Annotated in this window: 26 protein-coding genes and 1 pseudogene; 16 read left to right on the top strand and 11 right to left on the bottom strand. The window is 59.3% G+C overall.

Annotation, left to right across the window (positions count from 1 at the left end; all coding sequences use genetic code 11):
- Positions 1 to 26 precede the first annotated feature (26 nt).
- The 6 genes and pseudogenes from phhA (at position 27) to CXF97_RS11625 (ending at position 4,432) form a co-directional block, all read left to right on the top strand.
- Positions 27 to 818, top strand: coding sequence for a phenylalanine 4-monooxygenase (gene phhA, locus CXF97_RS11645; protein WP_016771114.1), 792 nt, complete (start codon positions 27 to 29; stop codon positions 816 to 818).
- 115 nt (positions 819 to 933) lie between these two features.
- Positions 934 to 1,290: a 4a-hydroxytetrahydrobiopterin dehydratase gene (locus CXF97_RS11640; protein WP_101158619.1), complete on the top strand. Its 357-nt coding sequence runs from the start codon at positions 934 to 936 to the stop codon at positions 1,288 to 1,290.
- Positions 1,290 to 2,460, top strand: a pseudogene (locus tag CXF97_RS11635) (amino acid aminotransferase). Before CXF97_RS11640 ends, CXF97_RS11635 begins: the two are co-directional and overlap by 1 nt.
- A 284-nt stretch (positions 2,461 to 2,744) precedes the next feature.
- Complete coding sequence (locus CXF97_RS28445; protein WP_256589790.1) at positions 2,745 to 2,876, top strand: hypothetical protein; 132 nt, start codon at positions 2,745 to 2,747, stop codon at positions 2,874 to 2,876.
- A gap of 70 nt (positions 2,877 to 2,946) precedes the next feature.
- Positions 2,947 to 3,129, top strand: coding sequence for a hypothetical protein (locus CXF97_RS11630; RefSeq protein ID WP_101158746.1), 183 nt, complete (start codon positions 2,947 to 2,949; stop codon positions 3,127 to 3,129).
- 103 nt (positions 3,130 to 3,232) lie between these two features.
- Positions 3,233 to 4,432 carry an MFS transporter gene (locus CXF97_RS11625; protein ID WP_101158618.1) on the top strand — a complete coding sequence of 400 codons (1,200 nt, stop codon included), beginning with the start codon at positions 3,233 to 3,235 and terminating at the stop codon, positions 4,430 to 4,432.
- Here the strand turns inward: CXF97_RS11625 and arfB are convergent.
- Positions 4,429 to 4,842, bottom strand: a complete 414-nt coding sequence (gene arfB, locus CXF97_RS11620; RefSeq protein ID WP_016771119.1) for an alternative ribosome rescue aminoacyl-tRNA hydrolase ArfB — start codon at positions 4,840 to 4,842, stop codon at positions 4,429 to 4,431. The two genes, CXF97_RS11625 and arfB, sit on opposite strands and share 4 nt — an antisense overlap.
- Before the next feature lie 203 nt (positions 4,843 to 5,045).
- On the opposite strand from arfB, the gene CXF97_RS11615 reads away from it, so the two are divergent.
- From CXF97_RS11615 to CXF97_RS27980, 3 genes are read left to right on the top strand one after another with little or no spacing between them, the layout of a single operon-like run.
- Positions 5,046 to 5,531, top strand: a complete 486-nt coding sequence (locus CXF97_RS11615) for an Hcp family type VI secretion system effector (protein WP_101158617.1) — start codon at positions 5,046 to 5,048, stop codon at positions 5,529 to 5,531.
- The gene (locus tag CXF97_RS11610) at positions 5,528 to 6,247 is read left to right on the top strand and encodes a DUF4225 domain-containing protein (RefSeq protein ID WP_101158616.1); all 720 of its coding nucleotides are present in this window, start codon (positions 5,528 to 5,530) and stop codon (positions 6,245 to 6,247) included. The genes CXF97_RS11615 and CXF97_RS11610 overlap by 4 nt, the downstream gene beginning before the upstream one ends.
- Positions 6,237 to 6,539, top strand: coding sequence for a hypothetical protein (locus CXF97_RS27980; protein ID WP_157830880.1), 303 nt, complete (start codon positions 6,237 to 6,239; stop codon positions 6,537 to 6,539). Before CXF97_RS11610 ends, CXF97_RS27980 begins: the two co-directional genes overlap by 11 nt.
- A 232-nt stretch (positions 6,540 to 6,771) precedes the next feature.
- On the opposite strand, the gene CXF97_RS11605 is transcribed toward CXF97_RS27980, so the two are convergent.
- The 7 genes from CXF97_RS11605 to CXF97_RS11575 form a co-directional block, all read right to left on the bottom strand.
- Positions 6,772 to 8,193: an amino acid permease gene (locus CXF97_RS11605; protein ID WP_101158615.1), complete on the bottom strand. Its 1,422-nt coding sequence runs from the start codon at positions 8,191 to 8,193 to the stop codon at positions 6,772 to 6,774.
- A gap of 819 nt (positions 8,194 to 9,012) precedes the next feature.
- Positions 9,013 to 10,233 carry a 23S rRNA pseudouridine(2605) synthase RluB gene (gene rluB / locus CXF97_RS11600; RefSeq protein ID WP_101158745.1) on the bottom strand — a complete coding sequence of 407 codons (1,221 nt, stop codon included), beginning with the start codon at positions 10,231 to 10,233 and terminating at the stop codon, positions 9,013 to 9,015.
- Positions 10,234 to 10,375: 142 nt separating this feature from the next.
- On the bottom strand, positions 10,376 to 10,567 hold the full coding sequence (locus CXF97_RS11595) for a DUF1289 domain-containing protein (protein ID WP_101158614.1): 192 nt from the start codon (positions 10,565 to 10,567) through the stop codon (positions 10,376 to 10,378).
- Positions 10,568 to 10,691: 124 nt separating this feature from the next.
- Positions 10,692 to 11,645 (bottom strand): SMC-Scp complex subunit ScpB, encoded by a 954-nt coding sequence (gene scpB, locus CXF97_RS11590; protein ID WP_101158613.1) that lies wholly within the window; start codon positions 11,643 to 11,645, stop codon positions 10,692 to 10,694.
- Positions 11,646 to 11,656: 11 nt separating this feature from the next.
- Complete coding sequence (locus CXF97_RS11585; RefSeq protein WP_172828192.1) at positions 11,657 to 12,355, bottom strand: ScpA family protein; 699 nt, start codon at positions 12,353 to 12,355, stop codon at positions 11,657 to 11,659.
- Positions 12,356 to 12,478: 123 nt separating this feature from the next.
- A complete protein-coding gene (locus CXF97_RS11580) occupies positions 12,479 to 13,108 on the bottom strand; it encodes an L-threonylcarbamoyladenylate synthase (protein ID WP_016771124.1) in 630 nt (209 codons plus the stop codon).
- Between the two features lie 13 nt (positions 13,109 to 13,121).
- Positions 13,122 to 13,985 (bottom strand): PHP domain-containing protein, encoded by an 864-nt coding sequence (locus CXF97_RS11575; protein WP_101158612.1) that lies wholly within the window; start codon positions 13,983 to 13,985, stop codon positions 13,122 to 13,124.
- A gap of 87 nt (positions 13,986 to 14,072) precedes the next feature.
- Between CXF97_RS11575 and CXF97_RS11570 the strand changes: the two genes are divergently transcribed.
- The 4 genes from CXF97_RS11570 to CXF97_RS11555 all read left to right on the top strand — a co-directional run bounded on the left by CXF97_RS11570 (position 14,073) and on the right by CXF97_RS11555 (position 16,175).
- Positions 14,073 to 14,669: a septation protein A gene (locus CXF97_RS11570; protein WP_101158611.1), complete on the top strand. Its 597-nt coding sequence runs from the start codon at positions 14,073 to 14,075 to the stop codon at positions 14,667 to 14,669.
- A 1-nt stretch (position 14,670) separates the two neighbouring features.
- Positions 14,671 to 14,970 carry a YciI family protein gene (locus CXF97_RS11565; protein WP_016771127.1) on the top strand — a complete coding sequence of 100 codons (300 nt, stop codon included), beginning with the start codon at positions 14,671 to 14,673 and terminating at the stop codon, positions 14,968 to 14,970.
- A gap of 109 nt (positions 14,971 to 15,079) precedes the next feature.
- Positions 15,080 to 15,490, top strand: coding sequence for a translation initiation factor 2 (locus CXF97_RS11560; RefSeq protein ID WP_101158610.1), 411 nt, complete (start codon positions 15,080 to 15,082; stop codon positions 15,488 to 15,490).
- A gap of 7 nt (positions 15,491 to 15,497) precedes the next feature.
- Positions 15,498 to 16,175 (top strand): response regulator transcription factor, encoded by a 678-nt coding sequence (locus CXF97_RS11555; protein WP_101158609.1) that lies wholly within the window; start codon positions 15,498 to 15,500, stop codon positions 16,173 to 16,175.
- A gap of 106 nt (positions 16,176 to 16,281) precedes the next feature.
- Here the strand turns inward: CXF97_RS11555 and CXF97_RS11550 are convergent, their stop codons facing one another.
- The gene (locus tag CXF97_RS11550; RefSeq protein WP_101158608.1) at positions 16,282 to 16,755 is read right to left on the bottom strand and encodes a hypothetical protein; all 474 of its coding nucleotides are present in this window, start codon (positions 16,753 to 16,755) and stop codon (positions 16,282 to 16,284) included.
- 265 nt (positions 16,756 to 17,020) lie between these two features.
- Between CXF97_RS11550 and CXF97_RS11545 the strand changes: the two genes are divergently transcribed.
- Both CXF97_RS11545 and CXF97_RS11540 read left to right on the top strand, forming a co-directional pair.
- Positions 17,021 to 17,473, top strand: a complete 453-nt coding sequence (locus tag CXF97_RS11545) for a Spy/CpxP family protein refolding chaperone (RefSeq protein WP_101158607.1) — start codon at positions 17,021 to 17,023, stop codon at positions 17,471 to 17,473.
- 176 nt (positions 17,474 to 17,649) lie between these two features.
- Entirely contained in the window at positions 17,650 to 18,990 is a 1,341-nt protein-coding gene (locus tag CXF97_RS11540) for a HAMP domain-containing sensor histidine kinase (protein WP_101158606.1), read from the top strand.
- 111 nt (positions 18,991 to 19,101) lie between these two features.
- On the opposite strand, the gene CXF97_RS11535 is transcribed toward CXF97_RS11540, so the two are convergent.
- Positions 19,102 to 19,668 (bottom strand): nitroreductase family protein, encoded by a 567-nt coding sequence (locus tag CXF97_RS11535; protein ID WP_101158605.1) that lies wholly within the window; start codon positions 19,666 to 19,668, stop codon positions 19,102 to 19,104.
- Positions 19,669 to 19,789: 121 nt separating this feature from the next.
- On the opposite strand from CXF97_RS11535, the gene CXF97_RS11530 reads away from it, so the two are divergent.
- Positions 19,790 to 21,244 (top strand): TrkH family potassium uptake protein, encoded by a 1,455-nt coding sequence (locus CXF97_RS11530; RefSeq protein WP_101158604.1) that lies wholly within the window; start codon positions 19,790 to 19,792, stop codon positions 21,242 to 21,244.
- Here CXF97_RS11530 and CXF97_RS11525 read toward each other — a convergent pair.
- Positions 21,201 to 22,262, bottom strand: coding sequence for an AraC family transcriptional regulator (locus CXF97_RS11525; protein WP_218239547.1), 1,062 nt, complete (start codon positions 22,260 to 22,262; stop codon positions 21,201 to 21,203). The two genes, CXF97_RS11530 and CXF97_RS11525, sit on opposite strands and share 44 nt — an antisense overlap.
- Between the last annotated feature and the right edge of the window lie 83 nt (positions 22,263 to 22,345).

Here is a 22,345-nt window from a genome sequence, read left to right as displayed (position 1 = left end):
ACCAAATCCCTTAGCAGGAGAGCAGCATGAAGCAGACGCAATACGTGGCTCGCGAGCCCGATGCGCAAGGTTTTATCGACTACCCCGCCGAAGAACATGCGGTGTGGAACACGCTGATCACTCGCCAGTTGAAGGTGATTGAAGGTCGCGCGTGCCAGGAATACCTGGACGGTATCGAAAAACTCGGTCTGCCCCACGACCGTATCCCGCAACTGGCCGAGATCAACAAAGTCCTCGGCGAGACCACGGGCTGGCAGGTCGCCCGGGTACCGGCGCTGATTCCCTTCCAGACCTTTTTCGAATTGCTCGCCAGCAAGCAATTTCCTGTCGCGACGTTCATCCGTACCCGCGAAGAACTCGACTATCTGCAAGAGCCAGACATTTTTCACGAGATCTTCGGCCACTGCCCGTTGTTGACCAACCCGTACTTCGCTGAATTCACCCACACCTACGGCAAGCTTGGCCTGCAAGCGACCAAGGAAGAACGCGTGTACCTGGCGCGGCTGTATTGGATGACCATCGAATTCGGCCTGGTCGACACCCCGCAAGGCAAGCGCATCTACGGCGGCGGGATTCTGTCCTCGCCGAAAGAAACCGTTTACTGCCTGTCGGACGAGCCCGAGCATCAGCTCTTCGATCCGCTGGAAGCCATGCGCACGCCGTATCGCATCGACATTCTGCAACCGCTTTACTTTGTCCTGCCCAACCTCAAGCGCCTGTTCGATGTGGCCCATGAAGACATCATGGCCATGGTCCGCCAGGGCATGCAGTTGGGCTTGCACGCGCCGAAATTTCCGCCGAAACCCAAAGCCGCCTGAACCGCGACTTTTACTGACAATTGCGTCTGTGCGTCGCCGCCACTTTGCTTTAGCGTGACGGCATTGACGGCCTATGCGCTTTAATAAAAAACACACTCGTATTCAGGAATACACCATGTCGACTTTGAACCAAGCCCACTGCGAAGCCTGCCGCGCCGATGCGCCACAAGTCAGCGACGAAGAGCTGCCGATCCTGATCAAGCAGATCCCTGACTGGAACATCGAAGTACGCGATGGCGTCATGCAGCTCGAGAAAATTTTCCTGTTCAAGAACTTCAAACATGCCCTGGCCTTCACCAATGCCGTGGGTGAGATCTCCGAGGCCGAAGGTCATCACCCGGGCCTGCTGACCGAGTGGGGCAAAGTCACCGTGACCTGGTGGAGCCACTCGATCAAAGGCTTGCACCGCAACGACTTCATCATGGCGGCGCGCACTGACGAAGTAGCCAAGACCGCAGAAGGACGCAAGTAATGCACTTCGACGCCATCGGCCGGGTCCCCGGCGACCCCATCCTCGGGTTGATGGAGGCCTATGCACAGGATGCCAATCCGCGCAAGTTCGACCTCGGCGTTGGCGTCTACAAGGACGCTCAGGGCCTGACGCCGATCCCCGAAGCGGTGAAAATCGCCGAAGCGCGGCTGGTCGAAAGCCAGGACACCAAGACTTACATCGGCGGCCACGGCAATCCGCTGTTCGCCAAGGTCATCAATGAGCTGGTGCTCGGTGCCGACTCACCACTGATCGCCGAACAACGCGCCGGCGCCACGCAGACGCCGGGCGGCTGATTTCATCGCCCAGTGCCTGCCAGGCAAAGGCGTATGGCTGAGCAACCCGACCTGGCCGATCCACGAAACCATTTTCGCCGCCGCCAAGGTCAAGGTCAGCCACTACCCGTACGTGGGCAGTGATAACCGCCTCGACGTCGAAGCGATGCTCGCCGTGCTCAAGGAAGTGCCGAAGGGCGACGTGGTGCTGCTGCATGCTTGCTGCCACAACCCGACCGGTTTTGACCTGAGCCATGACGACTGGAAGCGCGTGCTTGACGTCGTACGCAGCCGCGATCTGTTACCGCTGATCGACTTCGCTTATCAGGGGTTTGGTGATGGGCTGGAACAGGATGCATGGTCGACTCGCCTCTACGCAGCCGAAGTGCCGGAGCTGCTGATCACCAGTTCCTGCTCGAAGAATTTCGGGCTGTACCGCGACCGCACCGGCGCGCTGATCGTCTGCACGAAAAGCGCTGAAAAACTCATCGACATCCGCAGCCAACTGGCCAACATCGCCCGCAACCTGTGGTCGACGCCGCCGGATCACGGCGCGGCGGTGGTCGCGACCATCCTCGCCGATCCAGAGCTGAAGGCGCGCTGGGCCGATGAAGTGGAAGCCATGCGCTTGCGGATCGCGCAGCTGCGCAGCGGTCTGGTCGAGGCGCTGGAACCGCATGGTCTACGCGAGCGTTTTGCGCACATTGGCGTGCAACGCGGGATGTTCTCCTACACCGGCCTGTTGCCGGAGCAGGTGAAGAATCTGCGCGAACGGCACAGCGTGTACATGGTCAGCTCCGGCCGGGCCAACGTCGCCGGCATCGACGCCACCCGCCTCGCATCGCTGGCTGACGCCATCGCTGACGTCTGCAAGTAGTCAGACACTGCATAACCTGTGAATGATCGTTCCCACGCTCTGCGTGGGAACGCCTCCTCGGACGCTCCGCGTTCGGCTTTGAAAGGGACGCAGAGCGTCCCGGGCTGCATTCCCACGCAGAGCGTGGGAACGATTAATAACACCGCGCTCTCTCGCCCTGCGGCCATCTGTCGCATTATTTTCAATTAAAAGTCTGATTGTCATTTTTCCTGCTGTATCCTGCGCAGGCTTTGTAAAAGCGCGGAGCACCTGATCTATCAACAGACTTAGCGAGGAGCGCAACCATGCACGAGATTCCCAATCTCCCCTTCCCAAGCCTGCACGTACCTGAGCAGACGACCCCGCAACACGCCGGCGCCGATAAGCCCGAGCCGCAAGAAGCCGCTGACAGCCGCAAAGCCGACAGCGAAGCGTAAGACCCGCCGTACAGACCGTGTGGAAAGCGCTAACATGCGCTTTCCACACTGCCTGAAACCCGAGCCCGCCATGACCGACGAATTTTCTGAAAGCCAAGCTGCCGTGCTGATCGGCGCCACCGAGAAAATGATCGACATCTGGAATCGCCTCTCGCCCGAGAAACAGGCTGCCCTGCTCGAGCGTTTCGGCAGCGAAGAAAACGCCCTCGCCGCCCTGGTCACCACGCAACTGGTCGCTCCGGCGAAATCCTGAAAGCGCCGCCCGGCAAATAGTTTTACTTTTCCCCGCCCCTGAACGGTTCACGCCGGTATTATGAGCAGCCTATCTAATCTGCTGCTCCCGTGGATCGTTACCCATGTCGTCCTCTATACCCGAACCCCAGCGCCCACTGGCGGTTACGCTGCAAGTCGTTTCCATCGTCCTTTTCACCTTTATCGGTTACCTGAACATCGGCATACCCTTGGCGGTGTTGCCCGGTTACGTGCACAGCGACCTCGGATTTGGCGCGGTGATCGCCGGGCTGGTGATCAGCGTGCAATACCTCGCCACCCTGCTCAGCCGCCCGTATGCCGGCAAGATCATTGACAACCAGGGCAGCAAACGCGCGGTGATGATTGGCCTCGCTGGTTGTGGCTTGAGCGGTGTGTTCATGCTGATTTCGGCGTGGACGCCGAACCTGCCGCTGCTGAGCCTGATCAGCCTGTTGATCGGCCGTCTGGTATTGGGCAGCGCGGAAAGCCTGGTCGGCTCCGGCTCGATTGGCTGGGGCATCGGTCGTGTGGGTGCGGCGAATACCGCCAAGGTGATTTCCTGGAACGGCATCGCCAGTTACGGTGCCCTGGCGATCGGCGCGCCGTTCGGCGTCTGGCTGGTGAGCCGACTGGGCTTGTGGAGCATGGGCGTGAGCATCATCCTCCTCGCCCTGCTAGGCCTCGCGCTGGCATGGCCGAAAACCGCCGCGCCGATCGTCGCCGGCGAACGCCTGCCGTTCATGCATGTGCTCGGCAAAGTCTTCCCGCATGGCTGCGGGCTGGCGCTGGGCTCGATCGGTTTTGGCACCATCGCGACTTTCATCACCCTGTATTACGCGACCCGGCATTGGGATAACGCCGTGCTGTGCCTGAGCCTGTTCGGTGCCAGTTTCATTGGCGCGCGGCTGCTGTTCGGCAACCTGATCAACCGCCTCGGCGGTTTCCGCGTGGCGATTGCCTGCCTGACGGTCGAAACGTTGGGGTTGCTGCTGTTGTGGATCGCACCGGATGCGCACTGGGCATTGGCCGGCGCGGCACTGAGCGGCTTTGGTTTTTCGCTGGTATTCCCGGCATTGGGCGTGGAGGCGGTGAATCTGGTGCCAGCCTCGAGCCGGGGCGCAGCGGTCGGTGCTTACTCGCTGTTCATCGATTTGTCGCTGGGCATCACCGGTCCATTGGCCGGGGCAATTGCCGCCGGGTTCGGTTTCGCTTCGATCTTTCTGTTCGCCGCATTCGCCGCGTTGAGCGGGCTCGGTTTAAGCATTTATCTGTACAAGCACACGACAAAATACCGCGAGGTTTAAAAATCCACCTTGCCGCGCCCAGCCTTGATGCTGCCGCGCTTGGTTTTCGACTCCAGCCGACGCTTTTTCGAACCGAGGGTCGGTTTGGTCGGGCGGCGTTTCTTTTCGACTTTGGTGGCGCTGAGAATCAGCTCGACCAGCCGCTCCAGCGCATCGGCGCGGTTGGCTTCCTGGGTTCGGTATTGCTGAGCCTTGATGATCAGCACGCCGTCGCTGGTGATGCGACTGTCACGCAGTGCCAGCAGGCGTTCCTTGTAGAACTCAGGCAGGGATGAGTTGGGAATGTCGAAGCGCAGGTGCATGGCGCTGGAAACCTTGTTGACGTTCTGCCCACCCGCGCCTTGCGCACGGATGGCCGTCAACTCGATCTCGGCATCCGGCAGATGCACGTTGTTGGAAATCACCAGCATGGAAAAGCATCCGTAATCAGAGGGTACAGGATACCGCGAAACCGATACCAAACCTGAGCGGGACCCATAGTAGACCTGATTGACGAAGGCCTGAGCGCACGATAGCGCCGTCCGGCAGGCACAAACCTGCTTTTCAGAAGCGCCCTACAGAACTCCTCAAATCCCTGTTATAGAATTTCAGGTCGACTAAAGGAGTGTCAAAAATGGCCAACCACGGATATATGTCCATCACAGGTAAAACTCAGGGGTTAATTTCAGCGGGCTGCTCAAGTGCAGACTCTGTTGGCAATAAATATCAGGCAGGACATACAGACGAAGTTATGGTGCTGTCTTACAGCCACAACATGGCCAATATAGGAAACATTGACAAGCCGACACACAGCCCTCTCATCATAACTAAAAACATCGACAAATCTTCACCACTTCTCGCTCAAGCACTGTCAACCAGAGAAAAAATAGACTGTACGATTAACTTTTATCGCGTGTCCTCGTTTGGCATACAGGAAAAATTTTATTCCATCTCGATTACCGGCGGTGTTATTGCCGATCTGACGCTTGAGATGCCTCACTCGATTTTGCAAAACGATGCAGAGCCGCAGGAACACCTGGCTATTCGCTACAGGGAGATCACTTGGGTGCACCACTCAGCTGGAACCAGCGGCCACAGCACCTGGGGAAACGAGACATGAAACCGATAAGTGAATGCAAACCCGGTAGTTGCGATTATTGGCTTGTCAGCGAAGCTGCAAGAAGACTTGGAAGCCAAGCCTGCACACTGGGTGCCAGGTACATCAAGGACGGCACGCTACGTTTGCAATTTGGCCGAGAGGTTTCTTACTACGCCAAAAGTATTGTTGATGCGGTTGCGCAAGGTGAAAAAAGTCCGGAGCAGGCTCTGAATGATCTCAAGAACGAACAGAGCAGCCTTTTAAGCCAGTCAATGGAGATTGCTCAAAAAGGTGTTGGAGTAATCGCTGGAGCATTTCAGTTCGCAGCAGGGGCTGGAATTTGCTACGGCTCCGCAGGCACACTTTGTCTACTGGCAGGTTCACCTTTGATGCTTCATGGGGCGAACAACGTATATGAGAATGGGCGAAATTTGTGGGAAGGCCGCTCCGATACACATGGGCCAGTCAGAAAAGGTTACCAAGAGGCTGCAAAGTTGATAGGCAGCGGAAAATCTGAGGGAAATGTGGCATATGGAGCAGTTGATTTAGGGCTTTCCGTATATGGTGTTGCCGGTCAGGTTTTAAAGCCTGATGCATGGCGGTTGTTTAGATATGTACGAGCCGATTACGTACGCGGGTATGAAAAAGCAACTAAATCAGCACTTACCTTTGAGGCCACCTCAAACGCAATAACAATAAATTCAATATACAAAGAGAAAAAAATCAGTGACGAGTGACCAAGGACTTACAACAACGCTATACCTGCTTGCTTCTCTAACAATATTTTGGCTTTATTACTCAACAGCAAAAAAAATCTCAGGCCCCAATCTGAAACCCGGAATATTTTGGTTCTTTTTTGCATTGATCATACTTGGCGGAGCAATACAACTTAACGTTGCTCGTCATGGCTACATTCTGTTTATCCCTTCATCCAAAGACACTATTGAAAACAACTACCTAATTCGATGGATTGCCTTTGTAAGCGCTATACTTCAAACGCTTTGCACACCAAGCAAAGAAAATCAATAACACTGATTCTCAAGTAGCTACATTAGTAACGAATCAATCTCGTCGATCACGAGTCGACAGCGCTCAGGCAGCACCAGTGACAATCCATACCAAGAGCCCAAGCCCCGCCAGAAACACAGTCCCTCTCATCGAACCAGCCGCAGCGCTCCCACAGAATCTGATTTCACTTGAGAGCCACACTTCCAAACAACAAACCCGGCACTTGGCCGGGTTTGTTGTCTCTACGTCTTGTTTACTTCGCGGCCGAACCCGCCGCGTTCAACGCGGGCTGAGCATTGCGCTTGTTCTTGATCACGTAGCAGACCCACATGAATACGACCCACACCGGAATCGCGTACACCGAGATCTGAATCCCCGGAATCAGCAGCATCACGCCGAGGATGAACACCACAAACGCCAGGCAGACGAAGTTGCCGTACGGGTACCACAGCGCCTTGAACAGTGGCGTTTGTCTGGTCTGGTTCATGTGCTGGCGGAACTTGAAGTGCGAGAAGCTGATCATCGCCCAGTTGATCACCAGTGTCGCAACCACCAGCGACATCAGCAGTTCCAGCGCATGTTGCGGGATCAGGTAGTTGAGCAGCACCGCGACCAGGGTCACCGCTGCCGACGCGAGGATCGAACGCACCGGCACGCCGCGCTTGTCGATCTTCGCCAGGCCTTTCGGTGCATCGCCCTGCTCGGCCATGCCCAGCAACATGCGGCTGTTGCAGTAGGTGCCGCTGTTGTAAACCGACAACGCGGCGGTCAGCACGACGAAGTTGAGGATGTGTGCGGCGGTGTTGCTGCCGAGCATCGAGAACACTTGCACGAACGGGCTGCCGCTGTAGGAATCGCCCGACGCGTTAAGGGTTTCCAACAGGCTGTCCCACGGAGTCAGGGACAGCAGGATCACCAGCGCACCGATGTAGAAAATCAGGATACGGTAGATCACCTGGTTGATCGCTTTCGGGATCACGGTTTTCGGCTTGTCGGCTTCCGCTGCGGTGAAACCGAGCATTTCCAGACCGCCGAAGGAGAACATGATGATCGCCATGGCCATGACCAGACCGCTCACCCCGTTGGGGAAGAAACCGCCGTGCGACCACAGGTTGCTCACCGAAGCCTGCGGGCCGCCATGGCCGCTGACCAGCAGGTAGCTGCCCAAGGCAATCATGCCGACGATGGCCACGACCTTGATGATCGCGAACCAGAATTCAGCTTCACCGAAAACTTTGACGTTGGCCAGGTTGATCGCGTTGATCAGTACGAAGAAGGCCGCAGCGGAGACCCAGGTCGGGATGTCCGGCGCCCAGTAATGGATGTACTTGCCGACCGCTGTCAGCTCGGACATGCCCACCAGAATGTACAGAATCCAGCAGTTCCAGCCGGAAAGGAAACCGGCGAAACCGCCCCAATACTTGTGCGCGAAGTGGCTGAAGGAGCCGGCCACCGGCTCTTCAACGATCATTTCACCCAACTGGCGCATGATCATGAAGGCGATGAAGCCGCAGATGGCATAGCCTAGGATCATCGACGGGCCGGCGGATTTCAGCACCCCGGCAGAACCGAGGAACAATCCGGTACCGATCGCGCCACCGAGGGCGATCAGTTGAATATGGCGATTTTTCAGGCCGCGCTTAAGCTCGCCTGATTGCGAGGGTTGTCCACTCATGAAAAAGGTCTCACGCAAGGTTTGATGATGTTCAGTAGACGTTGCTGCAAGGTTGCGATTTCAGGCAGCCCCGATCAAACCCCAGCGCAGGCACCAGGAGTTCAGCTCATTTACAACGGTCATGCGTCACCTGTTTGTTTTTATCTGTGACGAAATCGAACCCGGCACGCTTGTGGCGCGGCGGAGTGAGCAAGGCGGATAGCCTCGGGATTTTTGCGATTACGCAGAGGGTCACAGTTAAAACGCGGCGCATTGTACACCGCTAACCCCCTGCTGCCAGACCCGCCTGATCAGCGTGTCGGTTGCCGGGATTGCGCGTGTCCGCCTCGACAGTCTCGAGCGGCTGCAAAATGTGAGTCAGGCCTTTGCAGGCCATCGACGGGGACGAGGAGAAAACCGTCCCACGGGGAGAAGTGGAAATCAGTCGCGGCGTTCATTGCGCCTCCTTCTTGTTATGGGCCTGCATGACAGGCATACCGCGCATCACACCTTGCCTGATCCTCGGAAACAAGCGCGCCAGAGCCTTGCCTGGCGACCGGTATGGCTGGTTTCGGAAGCTTTTCCTTACAGCCAGGTGGCATGGAAGAAATCACCCAGTCAGCTGCGCCATTTCGTCAGTTTTTTTTTACAACCTGTAACGTAAACTTTCCGAATCAGTAATTTCTGAAGGACGTCTGCCTATCGGCGCGAGCGGGCTTGCTCGGGAAGAGGACGGCCACAGAGAAAAAAAACCACTTTCACCAGACGAAAAAAAACGCCAATCCCAAGATTGGCGTTTCTGCTTCAGCTTGCAGCTAGAACTTGCAGCTCAAGGCAGCCTCATTCAGGCTTCTTGCGACCAAACCCTGGGCGCTGACCGGAGCCGGCCGGGGCGCCGCGGCGTTTGCCCGAGGGCTTGTCGCCGTCGACCAGTTTGATGCCCGGACGCTTCGGCGCCGGTTTGGCCGGACGCTTGTTGTTGGTGTCGGCTGGACGATCCGCTACCGGCGTACCGCGACCGGCAGGAGCGCCGCGTTCGCCACGCTCGGTACGTCCATTGGCCGGACGCGGGGCGCGCTCGCCGTCACGGGAAACCGGCTTGCGACCTGGACGCTCGCCTTCGATCTGCGGCTCACGGCCCGGGCGTGGCCCGGTCGGTGCACCAGCGGCAGGACGCAGGGTGCGCACGCGCTCGGTCTTGGCCATCGGCCGCGACGATTTACGCTGCATGCGTTCCAGTTTGTCCTTGCTCTTGGCGTTCAGCTGCGGCATTGCCACTGGCGTCAGGCCGACTTCGGCGCTGAGCACGTCGACTTCGTACTGGCTCATTTCGCGCCAGCGGCCCATCGGCAGGTCGGAGTTGAGGAACACCGGACCGAAACGCACGCGCTTCAAACGGCTGACCACCAGGCCCTGCGATTCCCACAGACGACGAACCTCACGGTTACGCCCTTCCATGACCACGCAGTGGTACCAGTGGTTGAAGCCTTCGCCACCCGGCGCCTGCTGAATGTCGGTGAAACGCGCCGGGCCGTCTTCCAGCACCACGCCGGCCTTCAGGCGTTCGATCATTTCGTCATCGACTTCACCGCGTACCCGCACGGCGTACTCGCGGTCCATCTCGTAGGATGGGTGCATCAGGCGGTTGGCCAATTCACCGTCGGTGGTGAACATCAGCAGACCGGTGGTGTTGATGTCGAGACGGCCGATGTTGATCCAGCGGCCTTCTTTCGGACGCGGCAGCTTGTCGAACACGGTGGGACGGCCTTCCGGGTCGTCACGGGTGCAGATTTCGCCATCGGGCTTGTTGTACATGATCACGCGGCGCACCGATTCGGCAGCCTCTTCGCGCTTGATCACCTTGCCATCGATGGTGATGGCGTCGTGCATGTCGACACGCAGGCCGAGGGTGGCGTCTTTACCATTGACCTTGATGCGGCCCTGGCTGATCCAGGCTTCGACGTCACGGCGCGAGCCGACGCCGATACGGGCGAGGACTTTCTGCAGCTTTTCGCCTGCTGGGCCGATTTCCTGGTCGTCTTTCTGATTGATGTCACTCATCTGGGCACCTCCCGGTGTGGTCTGTTCAGGCGGCGCCTGAAGCAATGGAATCTGGTATTCGGCCGAAGGGATCGGCGAAGGGTCGCGAATCATACGCGGATGTGCGCCGTCGCGCATCAGAGACTAGCTGATCGATTGCCGGTTATTTCTTTTTCCGCCGACCGGCACCGCCGAGTTTGATCAGGCGCAACGCGGCTTGCGCCAGCACGGTGCGCTTGTCGTCCTTGTCGAGTTTCTTCCAGGCCTTTATCTCGCGTTTGCTGCGGCCACAGCCGAGGCAGATGTCGTCGGAGAATTTGCAGAGGCTGATGCAGGGGTCTTTGGTTGAACTCATCATCCTCTCCAGCTTTTACGTGGAAATGTGGGAGCGGGCTTGCTCGCGAATGCGGTGTATCCGACGTGACTGCATGCCCTGACACAACGCATTCGCGAGCAAGCCCGCTCCCACAGGGTCTGGGTCAGTCGCCGAACTCACGCCGTTCGGCTTCGATCGCTTCGGCCAATGCGCGGGCTTCGGCTTCTTCTTCGCTGAGTTCCGGCTGTTCGAGGGCGGCAACGGCGGCCAAGAGTTTCTCGCGGGCTTCGGCGACACCGAGAATGTCTTCTTCCGGTTCGGCATCAGGCGCGGCTTCATGTTCAACTTCAACAGTCGGCTCGATAATCTCAGGCTCAGAGACCGGCGCTGCGCCATCCACCGCATCACGCAGCAAGTCGTCGAAGTCGGTTTTGATGCCCTCTTCCATGCTGTCCAGCTCCAGCAGCAACGAATGGAAACTGGTTTCTTCCTTCTCCTCCTCCGGCTCGGCACTGGCGTCGGCCAGTTCCTGCAGACTCTGCGGCACCGGCGCATCGTCGAAGTCGAGCACCGGTTCGGCTTCCATTTCGCGCAGTTCGGCCAGCGGCGGCAGGTCTTCGAGATTTTTCAGGTTGAAGTGATCGAGAAACGCCTTGGTCGTGGCGAACATAGCCGGTTTGCCCGGCACGTCGCGGTAACCCACCACGCGAATCCACTCACGCTCGAGCAAAGTCTTGACGATGTTGCTGTTGACCGCGACGCCACGCACGTCTTCGATTTCGCCACGGGTGATCGGCTGGCGATAGGCGATCAATGCGATGGTTTCCAGCAACGCGCGGGAATAGCGCTGCGGGCGCTCTTCCCAGAGACGGCCGACCCACGGTGAAAACTTCTCGCGGATCTGCAAGCGATAGCCCGACGAGACTTCCTTGAGCTCGAAGGCACGGCCCTCGCAGGACTTGCCGAGCAGCGTCAGGGCTTTCTTGAAGACCGCCGGCTCCGGCCGCTCGCCTTCTTCGAACAGTTCAAACAGGCGCTCAAGTGATTGCGGCTTTCCCGAGGCCAACAGAAAGGCTTCAAGCAGGGGCGCCAGCTCGCGGGGTTCAGTCAGGTTCATACAGGGACTCGTTATTCGGCTCGGGCTCGCACGTGGATCGCGGCGAACGGCTCATTCTGCACCAGCTCGACCAAGGATTCCTTGACCAGTTCAAGGATCGCCATAAAGGTCACCACTACACCCAAGCGCCCCTCTTCGGCGGTGAACAGCTCGACAAACGGCACGAAACCGCCGCCCTTGAGCCGTTCCAGCACATCGCTCATGCGCTCGCGGGTGGACAGCGCTTCGCGGCTGACCTGGTGACTTTCGAACATGTCGCCACGGCGCAACACTTCGGCCATGCACATCAGAATCTCTTCCAGCGCCACGTCGGGCAACAGCTTGCGCGCCCGCGCCTCCGGGGCATCGAGCTTGGGCACGATCACATCGCGACCGACCCGACTCAGGCCGTCGATGCCTTCAGCAGCAGCCTTGAAACGCTCGTATTCCTGCAAGCGACGGATCAGTTCGGCGCGCGGGTCGTCTTCCTCGTCTTCGACGGTTTCGGCGCGCGGCAGGAGCATGCGCGATTTGATCTCGGCGAGCATCGCCGCCATCACCAGATATTCAGCGGCCAGTTCCAGACGCACCGACTGCATCAACTCGACGTAGCCCATGTACTGGCGGGTGATTTCTGCCACCGGAATGTCGAGGATATTGATGTTCTGTTTGCGAATCAGGTACAGCAGCAGGTCGAGCGGGCCTTCGAAGGCTTCAAGGAAGACTTCCAGCGCATCCGGCGGGATGTACAGGTCCAGCGGCATCTCCATGACCGCCTGGCCATAGACCATGGCAAACGGCAGTTCCTGCTGGGCGCCGGCCTGGGGATCGACCACGGTTTCCACTGCCGACATTCAGGCCTCGACCATGAACGGCGTCGGATCGCCGCAACCGACGCGGACCACTTCCGGGTCGTCGCCGGTCAGGTCAATCACCGTCGAGGCCTTGATACCGCCAAAACCGCCATCGATGATCAGGTCGACCTGATGCTCAAGCAACTGGCGCATTTCATACGGATCGCTCAGTGGATCTTCGTCGCCGGGCATGATAAGCGTCACGCTCATCAGCGGCTCGCCGAGTTCGGCCAGCAGCGCCAGGGCGATCGGATGGCTCGGCACGCGCAGGCCGATGGTGCGTTTCTTCGGATGCAGCAACAGGCGCGGCACTTCGCGGGTGGCGTTGAGAATAAAGGTGTAAGGACCCGGCAGGTGCGCCTTGAGGATACGGAAGGTGCCAGTGTCGATCTTGGCGTAATTGCCCAGCTGCGACAGGTCGCTGCAGATCAGCGCGAAGTTGTGCTTTTCATCGAGCTGACGCAGACGGCGCACGCGCTCGATGGCGGTTTTGTCGCCGATCTGGCAACCGATGGCGTAGGACGAGTCCGTGGGATAAATCACCACCCCACCCTTGCGGATGATCTCGACCGCCTGTTTGATCAGGCGCGCTTGCGGGTTTTCCGGATGTATCTGGAAAAATTGACTCACGTTCTCTACCTGTTCAGACGGCGGCAATATCTGTGTCATGTTTGAACCGACACCACAGGGGTGGAAGGTCCTCGGGAACCGGCCGGTACTGGCCGATCTCGGACCAGCCGCCAGGGCCATGGAAGTCACTGCCGGCGCTGACCAGCAGACCGAACTCACGGGCAAGGATCGCCAGGCTGCCCACCTGTTCTGCGGGCTGATGGCCATTGACCACCTCGATAGCATGCCCGCCTGCTTGAATATAGTCGGCAATCAGCTTTCGGCGTTTGCTACGGGTGAAATCGTAGTGCCAGGGATGCGCCAGGCTGACCCAGGCACCGGCGGCGCGCAGGGTGCCGACGGTGTCTTCCAGGGTCGGCCAGTGCAGCTTGACGTCGCCGAGCTTGCCGGCGCCGAGCCATTTGCGAAACGCCTCGGCGCGATCCTTTACATAACCTTCACGCACCATCCAGTCAGCGAAATGCGGCCGGGCCGGCGCGTTGCCGCTGTCGCCCAGTTCCTGCTGGAGCTGCCGGGCGCCGTCGAGGGCACCGGGCATGCCCTTGAGGGCGAGCTTGCGGCTTATTTCTTCCGACCGCAGCCAGCGGCCATCGTGCAATTTAGCGATCGCTTCGACCAACGGCGCGGCGTTGACGTCGAAACCGTAGCCCAATACATGAATGGTCGCACCGCCCCAGGTGCAGGACAATTCGACGCCGTTGACCAGTTGCATGCCCAACTCGGTGGCGGCAGTTCGCGCCTCGGCGAGCCCCTCGAGAGTGTCATGGTCGGTCAACGCCAGGACCCGCACGCCGTTCTCGAACGCACGCGCAACCAGAACCGCAGGCGCCAGGGCGCCGTCGGAGGCCGTGCTGTGGCAGTGCAAATCAACATTCACGGGGAGTTGTAACCTCAAATCAGCTGGCGCTATCGCGCGCCCATATGTTTGTTATTATGCCGCCACATCCAGCTTCTGGCTCTCACTGTGAAACAATTCATCGATTTCATCCCGCTTCTGCTGTTCTTCATCGTTTACAAACTTGATCCGCGGGTCGTCGACATTGCCGGCCAGCAAGTGACCGTAGGCGGTATTTACAGCGCCACGGCGATGCTGATCATCAGCTCGCTGGTGGTGTACGGCGCGCTGTTCATCAAGCAGCGCAAGCTGGAAAAGAGCCAATGGCTGACGCTGATCGCCTGTCTGGTATTCGGTAGCCTGACGCTGGCATTCCACAGCGAAACCTTCCTGAAATGGAAGGCGCCGGTGGTCAACTGGCTGTTCGCCGCGGCCTTCATCGGCAGCCACTTCATCGGTGACCGCCTGCTGATCAAACGCATCATGGGCCATGCGCTGACCCTGCCGGACCCGGTCTGGACCCGCCTGAACATCGCCTGGATCGGCTTCTTCCTGTTCTGCGGCGCCGCCAACCTGTTCGTCGCCTTCACCTTCCAGAGCATCTGGGTCGACTTCAAGGTGTTCGGCAGCCTGGGCATGACCGTACTGTTCCTGGTTGCACAGGGCATCTACTTGTCGCGCCATTTGCATGACACCGATACCACAACGCCAAAAACCGAGGACTGACATGCTCTACGCCATCATCGCCACCGACGTTGCCAACTCGCTCGAAGCTCGCTTGTCCGCGCGCCCGGCGCACTTGGAACGCCTGCAAGCGCTCAAGGGCGAAGGCCGCATCGTGCTGGCCGGTCCGCACCCGGCCGTCGACAGCAATGATCCGGGCGCAGCGGGTTTCACCGGCAGCCTGATCGTCGCCGAATTCGATTCCCTGAGCGCCGCTCAAGCCTGGGCCGACGCCGATCCGTACATCGCAGCCGGCGTCTATGCCAATGTGATCGTCAAGCCGTTCAAGCAAGTCCTGCCTTAAGTCCTGCCACGCGATGAACCTTCTCGGTTCATCGCGCTCTCAATCGCTCATTATTCTCGTTTGCCTGCCGACAACCTGCCCAATATCCATTTGGAAAACAGGTGTCGCGATGCGCAAGGGTCCGTTGTGTCTGATGTTGCTCACGTTGTCGATCATGGCGCCCGCCCATGGTGAGGAAACCACCGAAGGCAGCAGCTCCACGCCATTGTCGCTGAGCGCCGGCAGCCAGATCACCGAACTGCAACAGCGGCTCAAGGCCAGTGAACAGCAGCGTGAAGAACTGAACAAACAACTGCAAAATGCCGACAACGCGCGTGAAAGCACCCAGCTCGCCCGGTTGCGCCAGGAGAACCAGCGCCTGAAGCTGCAACTCAAGGAAGCCCAGGCCAGCCCGTTGCCGCGTTTGCTGACCGATCAACAGCAGTGGTTCGTCACCGGCGCCGGGGTAGCGCTATTGGCGCTGCTCTGCGGTATCTTTGCCAGTGGTGCAAGCCGAAAACGTCGGCAATGGCTAAATTGAGTGAGTCATGAGCGAGCTGTTATTGATTGATGATGACCAGGAGTTGTGCGAACTCCTGAGTAGCTGGTTGAGCCAGGAAGGCTTCCAGGTGCGCGCCTGCCACGACGGCCAGAGCGCGCGCAAGGCGTTAGCCGAAGCCGCGCCGGCGGCGGTGGTGCTGGACGTGATGCTGCCCGACGGCAGCGGTCTGGAATTGCTCAAGCAACTGCGCAACGACCACGCCGACTTGCCGGTGCTGATGCTTTCGGCGCGCGGCGAACCGCTGGACCGTATCCTGGGCCTCGAACTGGGCGCCGACGATTACCTGGCCAAGCCTTGCGACCCGCGCGAACTGACTGCACGCCTGCGTGCGGTGTTGCGTCGCAGCCATCCCGCCGCCGTGTCGACGCAACTGGAACTGGGCGATCTGAGTTTCAGCCCGGTGCGCGGCGTAGTCAGCATCGACGAAAAAGAACTGACCCTGACTGTCTCCGAAAGCCGCCTGCTCGAAGCCCTGCTCAAGCAACCCGGCGAGCCGCTGGACAAACAGGAACTGGCGCAACTGGCCCTCGGCCGCAAGCTGACCCTGTACGACCGCAGCCTCGACATGCACGTCAGCAACCTGCGAAAAAAAATCGGCCCCCACCCGGACGGACGCCCGCGCATCGTTGCCCTGCGTAGCCGTGGTTACTACTACAGCCTCTGAATCTCTTCCCTGCCCTGATCATTCCCACGCTCTGTGTGGGAATGCAGCCAGGTACGCTCCGCGTCCCATCGTCTGAAGATCACAGCCTTCGGTGGCTCTTTAATGATCATTCGGGCATCGAACGAATAATGTCGGCCAAATCATTCCTGGTTATTTCCCTGGCACTGATGCCGGCAGCAACGTCTTTTTTGGACAGTGGGAAACGCTTGAAGATTTCCCTCAAAGTGTCCGCATCAACATCTGCCAGCCAGAGCGGCTCAATGAAAGGACCGCCATATTCAGGTTTCATGGCTACTTCTTCGTAAGCAACCGGACCTTTATGGTTGAAATACACCACATAACGATCATGCCCTTCAGGAAAGCTTTTATCGCGATATAGCGTCGTACCCTGCGGCAGCACGTAGTAATTCTCGCCGCCATTTGGGCCCTCGATCAGCAATGGCTCTTTCGTTTTGATCATCTTCATATCGTGTCCTTTCGAACCGTGATCAAAAATCAGCAAAGCCAAAAAAACCGCATTGATCGATAAAGCTGCCATCAGCCATGGGCCGAGTTGCCTGATAAACGTTTTCCTTGTCATAGGGGATCTCGGTATTGGCTTTGTTTAGGCACGCAGCCGTTGTTCTTTCGCTGAGCGGCAATACCGTCCAAATGAGCGATCACCGCCTCGGCGCGTGCATTATCCAAGAGATTGCAGCCACCGGCACCTCCTGCACAGGATATGTGTAAGGCCGGGAGTGAAGCGTCTTTACCCAAGCTTTACGCTGCGCTGACCGCCGCTGACCTTGATCTGCGTAATCTGCACTCATCCGGAACGTACCGGGAACGAGACAAGGAGATACACCATGCGCAAGACTCTTATCGCTCTGATGTTCGCTACCGCTCTGCCAACCGTGGCCATGGCCATGCCGCAGGATGGCGGCCCGATGGGTGGCCCGCTCGACGGTCCGCGCCACGGTGGTCAGATGCACGGCGGCATGCACGGCAAAGGCCCGTACAGCCAGCTTGATCTGACCCGCGAACAGCGCGAGCAGATCCGCAAGATCATGGGCGAGCAAATGCACGAGCGTAAGCAGGTGGTCGACAAATACCTGGAAAAACTCTCGCCGGCCGATCAGAAAGCCATGAAGGACGAGATCGCGGCCAACCACAAGAAAGCCGAGTCCGATGTCCGCGCGCTGCTCAAACCCGAGCAACAGAAGCAGTTCGACGAGATCCAGAAGAAGCGCGCCGAACGCCGCGCCGAATGGGCCGAGTTCAAGGCCTGGAAAGCGCAGCAGGCGCAAAAGGCGCAATAATGGCTTGACCCTGGGCCCGACGACTCACCTCGTCGGGCCTGTTCCATTCAAATCGAATGTGGGAGCGAGCCTGCTCGCGAAGGCGGTGTATCAGCCAGCGATGGACTGACTGACACTACGCCTTCGCGAGCAGGCTTGCTCCCACATTTGAACAGTGTGATTTTCGAGGAGTTTCTGTGCGTTCACTGTTCTGGCGGATTCTTGCGAGCTTCTGGCTGGCCATCGCTCTGGTAGCCGGCCTGTCAATTCTGCTCGGGCACATGCTCAATCAGGACGCGTGGATCCTCAGCCGTCATCCCGGCCTCAATACGCTGGCCAATGAATGGACGCAAACCTACGAAGCCCAGGGCGAAGAGGCCGCGCAGGACATTCTCGAACAACGTAAACGCCAGTATCACATCGACGTTCAGGTGCTCAATGAAACCGGCGACCCGGTGGTGCGCGGCACTTTCCCGCGTCGCGCCGCAGCGTTTGAAGCGCGACAGCACAACGACGACCGCCGCTTGCCGTGGCGGCGCCTGACTGACGAGATCACCAGTGAAAAGACCGGCGACACCTATCTGTTCATCTATCGCATCCCGCACCCGGAACTCGACGCCTGGCACCGCGAAAGCCTGCTCTGGCCGCTGAGTGCGCTGGGCATTGCGCTGGTAGTGCTGACCTTGTTCAGTCTGCTGGTGACTTTCTCGATCACCCGCCCGCTCAGCCGTTTGCGCAGAGCGGTGCATGATCTGGGGCAGACCACTTATCAGCAGAACAGCCTGGCGAAACTGGCCAACCGCCGTGACGAATTCGGCGTGCTCGCCACGGATTTCAACCGCATGGGCGCGCGCCTGCAAAGCCTGATCGGCAGTCAGCGGCAGCTGCTGCGCGATGTTTCCCATGAACTGCGCTCACCACTGGCGCGCCTGCGCATCGCGCTGGCTTTGGCCGAGCGCGCCAACCCGCAAGAACGGGAAAAACTGTGGCCACGCCTGACCCGCGAATGCGACCGGCTGGAGGCGTTGATCAGTGAAATTCTGGTGCTGGCGCGAGTCGATGCCGACAACGCCAGCGCTGAAGAAGTGGACCTGAATGCGTTGCTCGCCACGCTGCAAAAGGATGCGCAGCTCGGCTCCCCCGAGCAGACCGTGCGCCTGCAAGCTGAGCCACAACTGAATCTCAAAGGCTGGCCGACGATGATCGAGCGCGCCGTGGATAATCTGCTGCGCAACGCCCAGCGCTTCAATCCGCCGGAGCAACCGATCGAACTGCAGGCTGCGCGGCAGGGAGAGCGGATTATTATCAGCGTGCGCGACCATGGGCCGGGGGTGCAGGCGGAGCATCTAAGCCAGTTGGGCGAACCTTTTTACCGGGCGCCGGGGCAGACGGCAGCGGGGCATGGCTTGGGGCTGGCGATTGCCAAACGGGCGGCAGAACGGCATGGCGGCAGTCTGGTGTTGGCCAATCATGCGCAAGGTGGGTTTGTGGCGAGTCTGGAATTGCCGCTCTTACCCGGTGTGACGGTACAACCATGATGCAAATGTAGGAGCGGGCTTGCTCGCGAAAGCGTCGTACAGGTCAAACAAGATGTTGACCATGCCAGCGCTTTCGCGAGCAAGCCCGCTCCCACACGTGATTCTGTGAGGTCAGGCTTTACCGGGCCAGACGCTGACGAACTCGTTCAGATCAACCTTCTCCGCCACTCGCGGCTCTTTCTGCGGCGTGCCGAGATAGAGAAACGCGATCACCTCTTCGCCTTCCGCCAGCCCCAGGCCTTCGGCCACATGCCTGGAATACGCCAGATCCCCGGTGCGCCACACCGCGCCAATCCCCTGCGCGTACGCCGCGAGCAAAATCCCGTGTGCCGCGCAGCCCGCCGTGAGCAACTGTTCAGCCTTCGGATATTTCACGTGTTCCTGCAACCTGGCGATCACCACAACCACCAGCGGAGCGCGCAGTGGGCCGTTGCGGGCCTTGTCGATCATCGCTTCGGTGACTTCGCCGCCCTGCAGGCGAGCCGCCTCGGCGAGCAGCTCGCCCATTTGCTCACGCGCTGCGCCTTCGACGGTCAAAAAGCGGTACGGCTGCAGATGCCCATGATCCGGAGCACGCAAGGCCGCGCCAAACAGCGCCTCACGCTGCTCGGCAGTGGGGGCCGGTTCGACCAGGCGGGGAACGGAAACACGGTTGAGCAACGCGTCGAGAGCCTGCATCGGCCACCTCCTTTGAAAAATGTGCGGCTATTCTAGCTTTAACTGCGCAGCGCCTGCCGGTTTACATGCCCTGCCCCACGGGTAGAATGGCGCCCTTCCCCCATCAGCCCGAGCGGATTTCATGGCGTTGCCGACCTTACGGATCATTGGTTTCATCATCGGCATCTTTTTGATCACCCTGGCGGTGGCCATGGTCGTGCCGATGGCCACGCTGGTGATCTTCGAGCGCACCAGCGATCTTCCTTCGTTCCTTTGGGCGAGCATGATCACCTTCGTTGCAGGCCTGGCGCTGGTGATCCCTGGACGTCCCGAACACATTCATTTACGCCCGCGTGACATGTATCTGCTGACGGTGAGCAGTTGGCTGGTGGTGTGCATTTTCGCCGCGCTGCCGTTTCTGCTGACCCAGCACATCAGCTACACCGACTCGTTTTTCGAAAGCATGTCGGGCATCACCGCCACTGGCTCTACCGTACTCAACGGCCTGGACAACATGTCGCCGGGCATCCTGATGTGGCGCTCGATGCTGCACTGGATCGGCGGCATCGGCTTCATCGGCATGGCGGTGGCGATTCTGCCGCTGCTGCGTATCGGTGGCATGCGGCTGTTCCAGACCGAATCCTCGGACCGCTCGGAAAAGGTCATGCCGCGCTCGCATATGGTGGCGCGGCTGATCGTGGCGGCTTACGTCGGCATCACCATCCTTGGCAGCCTGGCGTTCTGGTGGGCGGGAATGAGCCTGTTCGATGCAATCAACCACGCAATGTCGGCGATTTCCACCGGCGGTTTTTCGACTTCCGACCAGTCGCTGGCGAAATGGTCGCAGCCGGCGGTGCACTGGGTGGCGGTCGTGGTGATGATTCTCGGCAGCCTGCCGTTCACCCTGTACGTGGCGACGTTGCGCGGCAATCGCAAAGCTCTGATCCGCGATCAGCAAGTGCAGGGGTTGCTGGCGATGTTACTGGTGACCTGGCTGGTGCTGGGCACCTGGTATTGGTGGACCACCAAGCTGCACTGGCTCGAAGCACTGCGGCACGTGGCGCTGAACGTGACGTCGATAGTCACCACCACCGGTTTTGCCCTCGGCGATTACAGCCTGTGGGGCAACTTCTCGCTGATGCTGTTTTTCTATCTGGGCTTTGTCGGCGGTTGCTCCGGCTCGACGTCGGGCGGGATCAAGATCTTTCGTTTCCAGGTCGCCTATATTCTGCTCAAGGCCAACCTCAATCAGTTGATCCACCCGCGCGCGGTGATCAAGCAGAAGTACAACGGCCATCGTCTCGACGAAGAGATCGTGCGCTCGATTCTGACCTTTTCGTTCTTCTTCGCCATCACCATCTGTGTGATCGCCCTGCTGCTGTCATTGTTGGGCGTGGATTGGATGACCGCGCTGACCGGCGCCGCCAGCACGGTCTCCGGCGTCGGCCCGGGCCTGGGTGAAACCATCGGCCCGGCCGGCAACTTCGCCACCCTGCCGGATGCCGCCAAGTGGATCCTGTCGTTCGGCATGCTGCTCGGCCGGTTGGAGATCATTACGGTGTTTGTGCTGTGTATTCCGGCGTTCTGGCGTCATTGACCGCGTCCGGCACCTGTAAAAGGCGCGTGCGGTATTCGCCGGGCGTGGCGTCGAACCAGCGGCGGAAGGCGCGAAAGAAGTTGCTCGGGTCGGCGAATCCCAACAGGTAAGCGATTTCCAGCAAGGTCATGGTCGGTTGCGCCAGATATTGCTCGGCCAGTTCACGCCGGGTGTCATCGAGCAACTGCTGGAAACTGGTGCCCTCCTCCTGCAACCGGCGCTGCAAAGTGCGCTGCGACAGGTGCAGGGTCTGCGCGACAGTGTCGCGCTTGGGCTCGCCCTGAGGCAGCAAACGACACAGCACCTGACGTGCCCGGTGCGTCACGCGAGTTTCGGAAAACCGCGCCAGATATTCGCCGGCGAAGCGGTCATGCAGCAACGCCATGGCTTCGTTGGCGGTGGGCAATGGTGCTTCCATATCGGCACGTTCGAAGATCAACGCATCGTAAGGGGCATTGAATACCAGCGGGGCGTGGAAGGCTTCTTTATAGGGTTGCAGATGGGTCGGCTGATCACCCTGGATCAGCACTTTGACCGGATGCAGTGGGCGCCCGGTCAACCAGCCGCACAGCGCCAAAGCGCAGGCCAGTGACGCCTCGGCGCTCTGCCGGGTGGGCGGCAAGTGATCGCCGTGCACGGTGAGAATCAGCGCGTAACCTTCGTCGAGCAGGCGAAAACTCAAGTCGGCGCTTTCGGCAATGATGCGTTGATAGCGCACCAGGCGCTGGAAGCCTTCAGCCAGCGTATTGCTCGACATCAGTGCGTAGCCGGCGACATGGAACGAGGCCGGTCGCACCACTTTGCCCATGTTCAGGCCGATCGCCGGGTTGCCGGAGACCTCTACCGCGCGTTGCCAGAGCCGGGTCATGGAGTCTTGCGGGAAGCGCGCATCCGGATCTTCGAGGGCGCTGAAATCCAGCCCCAGTTGCTTGAACAGAACCCGGCAATCCAGGCCGTCCATCTCCAGTGCTTTGACAATCCCCATCGCCCAGCTTGCAGAAGTCGTTCGTTCGCTCATGGTTGTTATTCTTTTACATGACGGGCTGCAGGTAACCGCCCTATTTGCGAAGGATACTAAAGTGGCGCCGATTGTCACTGGCC

This window comes from Pseudomonas sp. Choline-02u-1 (genome assembly GCF_002836515.1).
In the GTDB taxonomy this organism is placed as follows: Bacteria; Pseudomonadota; Gammaproteobacteria; order Pseudomonadales; family Pseudomonadaceae; genus Aquipseudomonas.
Note: the sequence above shows the minus strand (reverse complement) of the source record. Positions and strands in the feature narration are given on the sequence as shown.

What these genes read in the sequence shown, in the direction of transcription:
- phhA (WP_016771114.1), top strand. Translation starts at nt 27, where the DNA reads ATGAAGCAGACGCAATACGTGGCTCGCGAGCCCGATGCGCAAGGTTTT.
- CXF97_RS11640 (WP_101158619.1), top strand. Translation starts at nt 934, where the DNA reads ATGTCGACTTTGAACCAAGCCCACTGCGAAGCCTGCCGCGCCGATGCG.
- CXF97_RS28445 (WP_256589790.1), top strand. Translation starts at nt 2,745, where the DNA reads ATGCACGAGATTCCCAATCTCCCCTTCCCAAGCCTGCACGTACCTGAG.
- CXF97_RS11630 (WP_101158746.1), top strand. Translation starts at nt 2,947, where the DNA reads ATGACCGACGAATTTTCTGAAAGCCAAGCTGCCGTGCTGATCGGCGCC.
- CXF97_RS11625 (WP_101158618.1), top strand. Translation starts at nt 3,233, where the DNA reads ATGTCGTCCTCTATACCCGAACCCCAGCGCCCACTGGCGGTTACGCTG.
- arfB (WP_016771119.1), bottom strand. Translation starts at nt 4,842, where the DNA reads ATGCTGGTGATTTCCAACAACGTGCATCTGCCGGATGCCGAGATCGAG.
- CXF97_RS11615 (WP_101158617.1), top strand. Translation starts at nt 5,046, where the DNA reads ATGGCCAACCACGGATATATGTCCATCACAGGTAAAACTCAGGGGTTA.
- CXF97_RS11610 (WP_101158616.1), top strand. Translation starts at nt 5,528, where the DNA reads ATGAAACCGATAAGTGAATGCAAACCCGGTAGTTGCGATTATTGGCTT.
- CXF97_RS11605 (WP_101158615.1), bottom strand. Translation starts at nt 8,193, where the DNA reads ATGAGTGGACAACCCTCGCAATCAGGCGAGCTTAAGCGCGGCCTGAAA.
- rluB (WP_101158745.1), bottom strand. Translation starts at nt 10,233, where the DNA reads ATGAGTGACATCAATCAGAAAGACGACCAGGAAATCGGCCCAGCAGGC.
- CXF97_RS11595 (WP_101158614.1), bottom strand. Translation starts at nt 10,567, where the DNA reads ATGAGTTCAACCAAAGACCCCTGCATCAGCCTCTGCAAATTCTCCGAC.
- scpB (WP_101158613.1), bottom strand. Translation starts at nt 11,645, where the DNA reads ATGAACCTGACTGAACCCCGCGAGCTGGCGCCCCTGCTTGAAGCCTTT.
- CXF97_RS11565 (WP_016771127.1), top strand. Translation starts at nt 14,671, where the DNA reads ATGCTCTACGCCATCATCGCCACCGACGTTGCCAACTCGCTCGAAGCT.
- CXF97_RS11560 (WP_101158610.1), top strand. Translation starts at nt 15,080, where the DNA reads ATGCGCAAGGGTCCGTTGTGTCTGATGTTGCTCACGTTGTCGATCATG.
- CXF97_RS11555 (WP_101158609.1), top strand. Translation starts at nt 15,498, where the DNA reads ATGAGCGAGCTGTTATTGATTGATGATGACCAGGAGTTGTGCGAACTC.
- CXF97_RS11550 (WP_101158608.1), bottom strand. Translation starts at nt 16,755, where the DNA reads ATGACAAGGAAAACGTTTATCAGGCAACTCGGCCCATGGCTGATGGCA.
- CXF97_RS11545 (WP_101158607.1), top strand. Translation starts at nt 17,021, where the DNA reads ATGCGCAAGACTCTTATCGCTCTGATGTTCGCTACCGCTCTGCCAACC.
- CXF97_RS11535 (WP_101158605.1), bottom strand. Translation starts at nt 19,668, where the DNA reads ATGCAGGCTCTCGACGCGTTGCTCAACCGTGTTTCCGTTCCCCGCCTG.
- CXF97_RS11530 (WP_101158604.1), top strand. Translation starts at nt 19,790, where the DNA reads ATGGCGTTGCCGACCTTACGGATCATTGGTTTCATCATCGGCATCTTT.
- CXF97_RS11525 (WP_218239547.1), bottom strand. Translation starts at nt 22,262, where the DNA reads ATGAGCGAACGAACGACTTCTGCAAGCTGGGCGATGGGGATTGTCAAA.